The 11,613-nt window shown below is 65.5% G+C and carries 10 protein-coding genes and 1 pseudogene; 7 read left to right on the top strand and 4 right to left on the bottom strand.

Going from position 1 to position 11,613, the window contains the following annotated elements; genetic code table 11:
- Window positions 1-146 precede the first annotated feature (146 nt).
- From sitA5 to D187_RS28485, 4 genes and pseudogenes are all read left to right on the top strand, one after another.
- Window positions 147-1,823 carry a SitA5 family polymorphic toxin gene (gene sitA5 / locus D187_RS28495; RefSeq protein ID WP_002625523.1) on the top strand — a complete coding sequence of 559 codons (1,677 nt, stop codon included), beginning with the start codon at window positions 147-149 and terminating at the stop codon, window positions 1,821-1,823.
- A gap of 11 nt (window positions 1,824-1,834) precedes the next feature.
- The gene (locus tag D187_RS50500; protein ID WP_076606247.1) at window positions 1,835-2,467 is read left to right on the top strand and encodes a hypothetical protein; all 633 of its coding nucleotides are present in this window, start codon (window positions 1,835-1,837) and stop codon (window positions 2,465-2,467) included.
- Between the two features lie 80 nt (window positions 2,468-2,547).
- A pseudogene (locus D187_RS55540) lies at window positions 2,548-2,730 on the top strand (AHH domain-containing protein); the annotation flags it as partial.
- A 12-nt stretch (window positions 2,731-2,742) separates the two neighbouring features.
- The gene (locus D187_RS28485; RefSeq protein ID WP_002625520.1) at window positions 2,743-3,369 is read left to right on the top strand and encodes a pentapeptide repeat-containing protein; all 627 of its coding nucleotides are present in this window, start codon (window positions 2,743-2,745) and stop codon (window positions 3,367-3,369) included.
- An 82-nt stretch (window positions 3,370-3,451) separates the two neighbouring features.
- Here the strand turns inward: D187_RS28485 and D187_RS28480 are convergent, their stop codons facing one another.
- From D187_RS28480 to D187_RS28465, 4 genes are all read right to left on the bottom strand, one after another.
- Entirely contained in the window at window positions 3,452-4,744 is a 1,293-nt protein-coding gene (locus D187_RS28480; RefSeq protein ID WP_002625519.1) for a sensor histidine kinase, read from the bottom strand.
- Between the two features lie 263 nt (window positions 4,745-5,007).
- Window positions 5,008-6,516, bottom strand: coding sequence for a glycoside hydrolase family 16 protein (locus D187_RS54160; RefSeq protein ID WP_002625518.1), 1,509 nt, complete (start codon window positions 6,514-6,516; stop codon window positions 5,008-5,010).
- 116 nt (window positions 6,517-6,632) lie between these two features.
- On the bottom strand, window positions 6,633-7,019 hold the full coding sequence (locus D187_RS28470; protein WP_002625517.1) for a DUF1232 domain-containing protein: 387 nt from the start codon (window positions 7,017-7,019) through the stop codon (window positions 6,633-6,635).
- Window positions 7,020-7,025: 6 nt separating this feature from the next.
- Window positions 7,026-7,535 (bottom strand): winged helix-turn-helix transcriptional regulator, encoded by a 510-nt coding sequence (locus tag D187_RS28465; RefSeq protein ID WP_002625516.1) that lies wholly within the window; start codon window positions 7,533-7,535, stop codon window positions 7,026-7,028.
- A gap of 106 nt (window positions 7,536-7,641) precedes the next feature.
- Here D187_RS28465 and D187_RS28460 point away from each other — a divergent pair, with 106 nt between their 5' ends.
- From D187_RS28460 to D187_RS50495, 3 genes are all read left to right on the top strand, one after another.
- Window positions 7,642-8,901, top strand: a complete 1,260-nt coding sequence (locus D187_RS28460; RefSeq protein ID WP_002625515.1) for an MFS transporter — start codon at window positions 7,642-7,644, stop codon at window positions 8,899-8,901.
- A gap of 159 nt (window positions 8,902-9,060) precedes the next feature.
- Window positions 9,061-9,204: a glycoside hydrolase family 32 protein gene (locus D187_RS55535; protein WP_162159699.1), complete on the top strand. Its 144-nt coding sequence runs from the start codon at window positions 9,061-9,063 to the stop codon at window positions 9,202-9,204.
- A gap of 160 nt (window positions 9,205-9,364) precedes the next feature.
- A complete protein-coding gene (locus tag D187_RS50495) occupies window positions 9,365-11,602 on the top strand; it encodes an NACHT domain-containing protein (protein WP_002625513.1) in 2,238 nt (745 codons plus the stop codon).
- Window positions 11,603-11,613 lie beyond the last annotated feature (11 nt).

Raw genomic sequence — 11,613 nt, 5'->3', positions numbered from 1 at the left:
TCACCCAAGCTTTGCCTGGCGCACACGAGTCGTCTGACACCTTATCCAGCCACCCGCCGCCAACCCGGTGGCTTGACGGACCCACCTGCATTTTCATGTAATTCCGGAGCGACGGTTTTTGGCCGCGTCGCTTCCGGAGGTGCGCCGTGTCCACTCGTCTTCCTCGCGCTCGCCCTACGAGCGCGCGGCTGGGCCCCTGCGTTGGCGCCTGGACCCTCCTCACCCTCTTGTTCGCATGTGCCACGGGCACCCCACGGGGCAGCTTCGTGGCCTACCGCTTCAACTCGCTGACGCCTCCCCCGGCTCCCCAGGAGCATGTGGCCGCCACGGCGGAGCCCGGCCTCGAATCCGCCACCGTGTACGTCGTGGACTTCATGGAGCCCGGCGCCGTCGCCACCCGGCCGGTGCCCATCCCCAAGGCCGAGTTCCAACGGGCCTTCCTGCGCCTCTCGCGCGACGTGCGGCTGAAGGCGAAGACTCCACAAGCGGCCGCCCGGGAGTTGCTCCACCTCCTACCGCCACCCAAGGGCGTTGAGACCGTGGACAGCCAGGGAGACTGGCTGCTGGAGATGTACCGCGACCAGGCCTACACCCTGGTGCCCGAGCGCCAGGAGGGCCCGGTGGTACTCACCCCCGCGGCGGATGAAGCCCTGAGGGCCAGGTACCTCCAATGGTGCGCGCCACGGGGAGGCGGCGATTGCCTGGGCCTTCTGGACGACGGGCCCTACCTGCGCACGGATGACCGGCGGGCGTTCGCCCTGGCCCTGGCCTTCGGCCACGTCCTCGACGAGACGCGCGCGGCCCTGGTGCACGAGTTGCTGGACGTGCGGATGATGGTGTCCATGGTCGTCTGGACGGTGGCGCTCTATTGCATGATGTGGGTGGTGCCCGAGCCGACGAGCAAGGCCCTGGCCGCCGGCATGACCCTCCTGCTGATGGGCTATGTGGGCCTCCAGACGCTGTACGGCCTCATGGATGGGTGGGCCCGCATGGCCGACACGGCGCACCACGCCACCACCTTCGAGGAGTTGCGCATGGCAGGTGAGGAGTTCGGCAAGGTGCTGGGCGAGGACGCAGCCCGGGCCATGATTCTCGCCGTGGCCACCCTCAGCGGGCACACGCTGGGGCAGATGCTGCCACGGGTGAAGTCGCTTCCGGGCTTCAACCTCGCGGGCAAGCAGTTCGAGGCGCAGGGCGGCGCTGCCGCCATGGGGCGCCTGGAGGTGACAGAGGCGGCGCTCGCGACGGAGGGAGCCCTGGCCAAGGCGGTGGCGGCGGTGGAGACGGTGGCCACCTCACCCCAGGGCCCCATCGCCGTGGTGATGCTCAAGAAAGGGACTGGAAGTGGGCATGGACAGGCACCAGGGGGCCGCTCCGCCGAAACCGTCATCCGGCACCGGGGTGGCAACCGGCAGGTGGAACTGAGTGACGGCCAGCGCTGGCACCTGCCCCGCGGCAAGTCGGCCGCGGACATTCCCGCCGAGGACAAGGTGGGCGACATGCTCCAGGAAGCCGTCACCACGGCCGCCAAGGAGTGGGGGCCCCATCGGCTCTCGGGCGCCGAAAAGAGGGCCATCGACGAAGCCAAGAAGAACGGGGAGTATTGGCTGGCGCGACTGCTGGAGCGCGAGGCCCGGGGGCGTTTCGTGCACGCACAGCTGAAAGCACGGTTCGAGGGTCCTCTTCGATTCAAGAACCAGGGCGTCGATGTGGTTGATCCCGCTAATGGTCGCAAGTACGAAATTCTCTCCGGGACAGAGTCCAATCTGGCGCGGCATGGTCGGCGCATGGCGGGCGAGTTCTTCCGGATGCTCACCTTCTGATAGGGATGGTCATGACTTGGCTCGAGAACGTCATCTTCAAAGACCAGAAGATTGAGAACGAGCGGCTGGAGCTAACAGACAAGAATTCGCTCTACTATCTCAGCACCGGCCTGACGCTGCGCAATTGCACCGTCGTCCTTAAGGTTCCCGCCGGCCGCCTGATCATCAAACAAGCCCAGTTCATCGACTGCACCTTCGAGGTAAAGCAGGAGCTGAAGAACCACCAATTTTGGGTAGCCGCATCGCTGAAGGGCTGCCGCTTCAAGGGGAAGCTGACAGGCTGTGACTTCGGATATTGGCCCGAATACGGGAGTGACCCTTGGTTTCAGCATGGAACCATCGAGGATTGCGACTTCACCGAGGCCAGCCTTGACGCTTGCCGCATCATGGGGTCGGACCCTGCCGCCATCCGCTTTCCCAAGTGGCCCTGCTTCACCATCCTGGACCCCATAGAACGAGCCGCTGAGCTACGCAGCGTCAAGTGGCCGGGCCGGTATGGCTCTGTCGTCGTAGACGAGCTTCACACCCACCCGCCTCGCACCAGAGCGTTGACCGAACACGCCCCCACCATTGCGAAGCGGTTCGATACCACTCCGGAAGAACTCCGAGCCACCATCGAGAAGTTCGACTGCATCATCTACTGACGGGGCGGTGCGGCAAGTCGCACTGTCAAAGGGCCACAACGCGGCGCTCGCGACGAATGACGCCCTGGCCAAGGTGGTGGCGGCTCGTGCAAAAACGGGTGAGCGACCAGTTCAAGCACCTCTACGACTTCTGCCTGAGCAAAGGTGTCGATGTGGAAGTCCCTGGAGGCTTCAAGTACGAGATTCTCTCCGGCACGGAGTCGAATCTGGCGCGTCACGGTAGGCGCATGGCGGGCGAGTTCTTCCGGATGCTCACCTTCTAATAAGGAGCAACCATGGGGTGGCTGGAGAACGTCCTCATTGAGGACAAGGAGATTGCAAACGAGCGACTGGAGTTGACGGACAAGAATTCGCTCTATTTCCTTGGTCCCAACCTGTCGCTTAGAAACTGCACCGTCATCCTGAAGGTCTCCGCCAGGAACTTGATCATCGTTGGGGCGCGGTTCATTGACTGCACCTTCGAGGTGAAGCAGGAGCTGAAAAACCACCAACAATGGGTGAAAGCCTCCCTCAAGGGGTGCCGCTTCACGGGGCGCCTGACGGGGTGCGACTTCGGGCACTGGCCCGGCTACGGCACAGGTTGGGAGCACGGGGCCATCGAGGACTGCGACTTCACCGAGGCCCGTCTGGATGGCTGCCGCATCATGGGGTCGGACCCTGCCACCCTTCGCTTTCCCAGGTGGCCCTGCTTCACCATCCTGGATCCTATCGGGCGAGCCCGCGAACTCAATAGGGTCCAGTGGCCGGGTGCCCATGGCGACATCATCCCGGACACACTCATCAAGAACCCACCAAGCACCAGAGCCCTGACCTACTACGCTCCCGCTTCCGCTAAGTTGCTCGAAACCACACCCGAAGAGCTCCGGGCCGTCATCGAGAAATTCGACTGCATTCTCTACTGACCCGAACCAGGGCTCAATCCGCGGCGCATGGCAAGCGAGACGAGGTCTGGAAGATCGCGAAGTAGTCCGTCGCTGGCTCCAACTACTCAATCCCTGTGCGCCGGACGCCTTGAACAGGGAACTCGATGCGCAGGCGGGCGCCGCCCTCCGGGCGGTTGCTCGCGGTGAGCCGGCCGCCGAACTGGGCCACCAGATCCCTCGACAGACTGAGGCCCAGTCCCGTGCCCTTGTCGGGCCCCTTCGTCGTGAAGAAGGGCTCGAAGATCCGGGACAACACGTGGGGGGCGAAACCAGGCCCATTGTCCTCGATGAGGAGCACCGTGCGCCCTTCCTCGCCGAGCCCTCGCACCCAGACCTCGCCGTCACGCCCCCCCTGCTCCTCCAGGGCATCACCCGCGTTGACCAGCAGGTTGAGCACCACCTGCACCAGCCGTTGCCGCACCACGAAGACCGTCGGCAGCGCCTGCGGCACATCCACCCGCAGCCGCACCACGTGCTTGAGCCGGAGCGACGCCAGCTTCACGGCATCTCCCACGACCTCCGCCAGGCAACACTCCGTGGGCTCCCGCACGTCCATGCGCGCGAAGCCCCGCAGGTCCGCGACGACCTGGCGGATGTGCCGCACCCCCTCCCGAGTCTCCTCGAGCACCTCGGCCAGCTCCTCTGGCGACGTCTCGCCCGGACGCCGCAGCGCCTCGCGCACGAAGTCGACGTTGGACCCCACATAGGCCAGGGGGTTGTTGATCTCATGGGCCACGTCCGACGCCAGCCGCCCGAGCGCCGCCAGCTTCTCCGTCTGGGCCCGGCGGTGCTCACTGACCGCCAGTAGTTCCAGGGACTCGCGCCGGGCGCGCTCGAGCCGCACTTCCTGCTCCGAGCCCTGCGTCCGCCGCACTTGTTGGGCGAGGTAGGTGGAGAACATCGTGATGGCCAATATGATGCTCATGCGGAAGAGCGCCTCGAGCAGGTGGTGCTCCGTCATCCACCCGAGCGCGAAGGTCCCCAGGGAACTCACCGCTCCGCTCAGCAGGCCCGCCCGCGCGCTCCGCCGGTACATCAAGCAGTTGGCCAGCGGCAACACCGGCACCAGGACGAAGTAGGGACTCAGGGTGCCCCCCGTCATCCAGACGAGCCCCACCACACTGCACGCGATGACCACGATGTGCAGATCCTCGATCCACCGCGCCCAGGGTTCGGGGAGCTCGGAGCTGAAGGCCGAGTAGCCCAGCAGCGACAGTGCCCAGACCAGACGGAATCCCAACGTCCAGGGACTGGAACCGCCCAGCAGCAGCACGTCCAGACCGTAGAAGCCCAGGATGAGGACGGCCAACACCCTGGCGGTCCGCTTGCTCCACATCCCCCTCGTCGCGGTCACTCCTCTCCTCCCAGCCACGGGATGTTAGCACTCCAAGGACTGTCGTCACGGGAGGAGCCCCCGGGCACGGACGAGGATGCCCAGGGAGAACAACTTGCTCGCCGAGGACAGGAGGAGGGCCCTCCTCGCACGCTCGCGCGGAACCCACACCCGGTTTGAGAGAGGCTTTCCACGGACAGTATGGGTTTTGACAGCGCACTCGAATTCGGAGTGCGGCGGATCACATCGCTCGTGAACCGGGATTGGCAGGCTTTGCGCCGCGCCTATGGGATGCGCTCGTAGACGCGGACATAGTCCACGTACACGCGATGCGGGAACAGGCTCATGTCCACGCCCTGGCCGCCTCCCCACGAACCACCGATGGCCAGGTTCAACAGGAGGTAGTGGGGCTTGTCGAAGGGCCACTTCGCGCTCGTTCCCTCGTTGAGGAAGGTGAAGTACTTCACCGAGTCCACGAAGAAGTCGATGCGATCCGGGAACCACTCGATGGCGTAGAGGTGATAGTCGAGCCAGGGAGAGGACGCCTGGGTATTGCCGCCCCGCGGGCCGGCGGCGGAGCCGTGATAGTAGAACGGCGTGTGGACGGTGCCGTGGATGGTGGTGGGCTGGTAGCCGACGTTCTCCATGATGTCGATCTCCCCGCACGCCGGCCAGCCGACCTGGTCGATGTTCGTGCCCAGCAACCAGAAGGCCGGCCACGTTCCCTTCCCGGTGGGCAGTTTGGCGAACACCTCGATGCGGCCCTGGAGGAAGCTCTTCTTGCCCTTGGTGATGAGACTGGCCGAGGTGATGTCGTGCCCATTCCAACCATCCTTGCGTGCCTCGAGGATGAGCTGGCCATTCTCGCGCCGGGCGTTCTCCAGGCGGCCCTGGGTGTAGTACTGGAGTTCGCTGTTGCGCACGTAGCCGACCTCGTAGCCCCAGCGCGTCGAATCCGGCGGGCCCGAGCCGTCGAACTCGTCCTGCCAGACCAGCCGCCAGTTCGAGGGCGGGGGCGTGCCCGTCTTCACCTCCACCAGGGTGGGCGCCTGCTCGTGCCATTGGCCATCGGCGCCCTGGTGGCTGGTGAAGACCTTCCAGATGCCTGCCTGGTCCAGCGTCCGCGTCGCGGTCAGCGTGACGGACTCCCCCGGCTGCAAGGTGCGCCCCTGGAGCGCGGGCGACAGGTCCGCCTGTGAGCCATCGGGCCGACGCGCCGCGATGACCAGCGTCTGGGTGGCGAAGGGGGTGGTGCCGGTATTCTGGTACGTCACCGTGCCCTGGAGGAGCTCGCCCACGAAGGGAGCGCTCTTGTTGAGCGCCAGGGGCCTGGTCACGCTCAGGCGGCTCGTGGCGGGTGCCAGGAGGGTGATGGTGCGCGGTGATTCCTCGTGCCAGGCACCGCTGCTGTCCTGCCAACTGGCGAAGAGCGTCCAGGTGCCCGGGGCGTCACTCGTGGAGAAGGTACGGCCGGCCGTCAGCGGGAGCGTCCGGCCGGGAGTCAGCGTCCGCGCCCCCGTACCGGGCGACAGGTCCGCGTGGCCCCCCGTGGGGGTCCGCATGGCGATGGCGAGGTTGGCGATGACGAGGTTCTGGCCCGTGGTGTTCTTGTAGGTGACGGAGCCTTCGACGCGCTCGCCCTGGAGGAAGGCGATCTTGTTGAGCGACAGCGGCGCGCTCACCTCGAAGCCCGCGAGCGACTGCTCGACCTGGACCAGGGCCTTCTCCTCCGCGCTGACTCCACAGCCTGCCGCCCACAAAACGGCGAGCATCCGGACCCACTGAAACCTCATGACTCGACTCCTCTCCATACGTACGGCTGGAGGCATCTCCAGGAATCCAGAGAATATCCTTCATCCAAGTAAAACATGGAAGCGGGGTCAGGGTCTGTCACCTTGGGGACGGCCCATCAGGAAGCCCGGTGCCACCACCACCGCACGAGCAAGAACCCGAGCGCTGCCCAGAGGGCGATGATGATGGTGCCAGCGATCCAGTTCGCCTTGCGCGGGTGCGCCTCTCGAAGGGCCTTCTCCCGGCATTCCGCGAGCACGGCCGGAGGGATGAGCCGGCGGACGAGCAGGAGGCCCAGCGGGAGGAGAATCAGGTCGTCGAGGTAGCCCAGGACGGGGATGAAGTCCGGGATGAGGTCCACGGGACTCAGGGCATACGCGACCACCGCCGCCGCCAGGAGCTTGGCGTACCACGGCACCGCGGGGTGTCGGACCGCGAGGAGCAGCGCCGCCACCTCCGCCTTGAGTGCCCGGGCCTTCTGCTTCCACCGCTCCAGGGATTTCATCTCGAATCAGCTCTCGGCGGCCCCGCGGCGCGACGGCTTCGTTGCCGCCGGGCCGCGTCGTTTTGGAGAGGAGGATGGGCGCTTTCTCACCGTCGTATCCGTCCAGCCGAGGACTCGTCCATCCGAGGACCGGAGTTCCAGCCTCTCGACAGGCCTGCCCGACTCATTGTCGACCAACAGGGAGTGCACCTCACCCGGTGCATAGAGATACCGCTCGCCCCATTGGCGCAAGCTCACCACGACGTGGAAGAGGGCACGTCCCTTCTCCGTCAGCAGATACTCCTGATACGCGCTGCCGTCGGAAGCCGGTGCAAGCCGCAGTATCTCCAAGGCGACCAGGTTGCGCAGGCGCGTCGTCAAGATACCCTTGGCCACGCCGAGACTCTTCTGGAACTCGCCAAAGCGTCGCATGCCGTCAAACGCATCGCGGATGATCAGCAGCGACCACCAATCGCCGATCGCATCCAACGACCGCGCCACCGGGCACTCCGCTCCACTCAAACCAGTCCGCTTCATCGGGATGACACTCCAACGGTCAGCACATCTGGTTCCAAGATAGGACTGGACAGCCCGTCGCGCAACTGGTCCTATAATAGAACCACGAACACGAATGGAGCCGCGGATGGGACTCGGACAAGAGGCAGGGCCGCGTGAAGAGAGCCACACCCAGACAGTGGATGGGGCAGGCGCCGAGTGCATCGAGGCGAGGTGTCCGCCAACGACCGGGCTGACTCCGGGCGCCCAGCTGCTCTTCGCGCTCGCGGCCGGGCTCAGCGTCGCGAATATTTATTACGCCCAGCCGCTCCTCGACGCGATGGCGCGCGACTTCTCCATCCGCCCCGCCTCCATCGGGCTCGTCGTGACCGTCACCCAGCTCGGCTACGCACTGGGACTGTTGTTCATCGTGCCGCTGGGCGATCTGGTCGATCGCCGCCGGCTGATCGCCGGCCAGGGCCTGTTGTCCGCGCTGGCATTGGTTGGCGTGGGCAGCGCCCCCACGGCGACCGTGCTGTTGGCGGGAATGATCATCGTTGGCCTGCTCGCCGTGGTCGTGCAGGTGCTCGTCGCCTTCGCCGCGACCCTGGCTTCCTCCGACGAACGAGGGAGCGTGGTCGGGACGGTCACGAGCGGGGTCGTCATCGGCATCCTGCTGGCCCGCTTCGTCTCCGGTCTGCTCGCGGACCTCGGCGGATGGCGTTCGGTCTATCTCACGTCGGCGGGCTTGACCCTGGTCATGGCGGCCTTGCTGTACGGGGTGCTCCCGCGCCACGAGAGGAGAAGCGCCGCCCCGCCCTATCCTGAACTCGTGCGCTCCGTTTTCGTGCTGTTCCGCGAGGAGCCGCTCCTGCGCGTTCGCGCCGTGCTCGCCCTGCTGATCTTCGCCACCTTCAGCGTGTTGTGGACTTCCATGGTCCTGCCACTCAGTGCGCCACCCATCTCGCTCTCCCACACCGGAGTCGGCTTGTTCGGCCTCGCCGGTGTGGCCGGAGCCATTGGCGCCGGACGGGCAGGCCGCCTCGCGGATCGCGGCTGGGGCCAATGGACGACGGGGGCGGCCCTCGCGCTGATGCTGGTGGCGTGGCTCCCCATCGCCTTCACCCACTCATCACTGTGGGCGCTGGCGGTCGGGGTCGTCCTCCTCGATCTGGCCATCCAGGCGGTCCACGTCACCAACCAGAGCATGCTCCTCGCCGTGCGCCCGGATGCCCGCAGCCGGCTCATCGGCGGCTACATGGTCTTCTATTCCATCGGCAGCGCCAGCGGCTCCATCACCTCGACCCTGGTCTATGCGTGGACAGGCTGGCCCGGCGTCTGCGCGCTGGGGGCCGCGATCAGCATGACGGCCCTGCTGTTCTGGGCGGCCACGCGACGTGTCACGTGAACAATCATTGCCGCTCCTCCGAGCGGGCCGAGGCGAGAAGAGGCCGGCCCGCCGCGGTTCCAGCCTTCACCTGTTGACACGGTGAGCCCATACGGGGTGTGCTGGAGTCCCAACCGCCGATGGTTGGCTCGATGGAGGCGTTCCATCACGAAGAAGAACGTGATGATGGTAGCCGTGTTGCTCGCTGGGGTGCTGGGTGGCGGGACGGCGGCGCTGGCGCTCTCGCGGTCCGACATGGCTCCCTGCCCGGTGGACTACACCTGTCGCGACAACAAGGGCCGTTGCATCCCCTGTCCGGAGTAGAAACACCCGCCCGCGAACCAACAAGGCAAGGCATCGCCTGGGTGCGCGGGCACTCTTCAACCCCGCGAACTCGAGAAAGACGCGCCTCCCCGCGGGCTCACATTCCTCCACCGAACTCTCCGTCCAAGAGGAGCCTGGGTCCTTCGGCTCAGGGGAGTTCATGTCGTCACGAGTCGAGGAGCAACTGCTGGCGTTGACCGCGGCCACGGCCTTTCAGCTCGTCTGGGAAGGACTCAAGGGTCTGGGCAAACGCATCGCCGACCATGACAGGGTTCGACGGGGGATGCATGCGTACGCCCGGAACTTCCTGGAGCGGTACGGGAACATCAAGGTCCTCAACATGGATCGGCCTGTTCCCTTGAGGGAAGTCTACGTGGCCGCCCAGGCGATTCCTCCGCGGGCCATGAAGAGCTTCAGCTCGGTGGAAGAGCTCCACAAGTTGTTCCTTCTGCGAGGCAAGCGCTTGTCCTGGCCAAAGGCACGTCCAGGCAGCAAGACAGACTGCCTGGAACATGCCAACAAGTCCCGCTTTCTCAACGTCCTCGGTTCCCCTGGGGCGGGCAAGTCCACCTTCCTCCGCCGGCTCGGCCTGGAGGCGCTCCTACCGCGGCGAACCTGGAGCGTCCCCTTGCTCGAATCGCTCGGCCGCGGACCCGACCTCGGTGCCATTGAACTCAGCCGCTACGAGCACGACTGCCTTCCCGTCCTGATCGAGCTGCGCCGCTTCCGCACGGATGCGATCGATCTCGCCCTGCTCATCCAGAACGAGCTGGCGATCTGTGGCCTGCCCGAGTCCGGCGAGTTGACCGGAACACTCCTGGAGGAAGGACGCCTGCTGATCCTCCTCGATGGCGTGGATGAAATTCCCGACTGTCAGCTCGACAAGGCCATCTCGCACATGAGTGACTTCGTGGACCGATACAGCGGCAATCGCTTCGTCATCTCGTGCCGAACCGCTTTCTACAAGGGATACTTCAGCCGCTTCCAGGATGTGCTGCTGTCCGACTTCGACGACCAGCAGATCGCCAGCTTCGTCCACAACTGGTTCCGCTCCGACACGGATCTCCAGTACCAGCTCGCCGAGGAGTTCTTGAAGACGCTCGGGGAACCCGCCCACGCCTCCGCCAAGGAGCTGGCCCACACGCCCCTGCTGCTGACGTTTCTCTGCCTCACCTACGATGACCGCCAGCGCCTGCCCGCCAACCGGAGCGAGCTCTACCGGCAGGCACTGGAGATTCTCATGGAGCGGTGGGCCGCCTCCAAGCGCATCCACCATGAGCCCGTCTACCGGGAGCTCCATGTCAGGATGGAAGTCCAGATGCTGGCCGAGATCGCCGCGTCAGCCTTTCGCGACGACCGCTACTTCTTCACCCGCCGGGAGCTGACCGACTCCATCACCCACTTCCTCCGCGAGGAGCTCAATGCACCCAAGCACCTGAATGGCGACCAGGTGCTGCAGGCCATCGAGGTCCAGCAAGGACTCATCGTTCAGCGGGCCCAGGACGCCTGGTCATTCTCGCACCTCACGCTTCAGGAGTACCTCACGGCCGTCTGGCATGACGACCCCCAGCGGCTCGTGGAGCTCGTCCGCACGCACCTGTTCGATGCGTGCTGGCGAGAGGTCTTCATCCTCCTGGCGGGAGCGGTCCGACAGGCGGATGAGCTGCTGCTGCGCATGCAGCAGACCGCCGAGAAGCACTTGGGGAATGCCGTCCGGCTCGTGCGCTGGGCGAGCAGCAAGCACGTGCCCCTGGACGATGCGGAGCAGACCGCGGCCCGACGTGCCTTCGCCATGGCCCTCGCCTTCGACATCAGCCAAGCGATAGACCTCGACCGCCTTCTCGTCGAGGAGTTCGACCCCGGGCTCAAGCGCGATTTCGCCGTCTCCCTCATCATCGGCCGGCTCGAGGCCCACGGCCTCGAGTTCGACTTCAATCTTGTTCGCGACCTCATCCGCGACCTCGGCGCCAGCCACGACCTCGTCTACGACTTCAACCTCGACTGCAGCTGCATCTGGGCTCAGTCCAATGGACGGGCTCGAGACTTCTTTGTCAGGCACGCACGGAGTCTGATCAACGCCTTCGCCGTGCTGGCTTCAACCCGGGTCCTCTCGGGAAGGTGGGATGAGGTGGGGCCGCGGGTACAAGCCTTACGTCATCGGCTGAGCTGGGAGGCTTCATTCCATGATGTACTCGAGACGTGGAGACAACTCCTGGGGCTCTTCGTCAAGACGCTGCAACTCCCCCCCGAGCCTCGCGAGCTGGTGGAAGGAAGAGCCAGGCTCGAAAAATACCTATCGGCGTGTCAGTTGATCATCCATTGCAAGAACGCGGCGATGCGCGTCAGCCGCTCGGCCTGGGAGGACATCTGCCAACGGATGCTCAACCCTCCGGCGTAGCTCCCGACTGG

It is taken from the genome of Cystobacter fuscus DSM 2262, from assembly GCF_000335475.2.
In the GTDB taxonomy this organism is placed as follows: Bacteria; Myxococcota; Myxococcia; order Myxococcales; family Myxococcaceae; genus Cystobacter; species Cystobacter fuscus.
Note: the sequence above shows the minus strand (reverse complement) of the source record. Positions and strands in the feature narration are given on the sequence as shown.

Bases quoted from the DNA above. Each gene is read 5' to 3' on its own strand.
- D187_RS50500 (WP_076606247.1), top strand. From the start codon at position 1,835: ATGACTTGGCTCGAGAACGTCATCTTCAAAGACCAGAAGATTGAGAAC.
- D187_RS28485 (WP_002625520.1), top strand. From the start codon at position 2,743: ATGGGGTGGCTGGAGAACGTCCTCATTGAGGACAAGGAGATTGCAAAC.
- D187_RS54160 (WP_002625518.1), bottom strand. From the start codon at position 6,516: ATGAGGTTTCAGTGGGTCCGGATGCTCGCCGTTTTGTGGGCGGCAGGC.
- D187_RS28470 (WP_002625517.1), bottom strand. From the start codon at position 7,019: ATGAAATCCCTGGAGCGGTGGAAGCAGAAGGCCCGGGCACTCAAGGCG.
- D187_RS28465 (WP_002625516.1), bottom strand. From the start codon at position 7,535: ATGAAGCGGACTGGTTTGAGTGGAGCGGAGTGCCCGGTGGCGCGGTCG.
- D187_RS28460 (WP_002625515.1), top strand. From the start codon at position 7,642: ATGGGACTCGGACAAGAGGCAGGGCCGCGTGAAGAGAGCCACACCCAG.
- D187_RS50495 (WP_002625513.1), top strand. From the start codon at position 9,365: ATGTCGTCACGAGTCGAGGAGCAACTGCTGGCGTTGACCGCGGCCACG.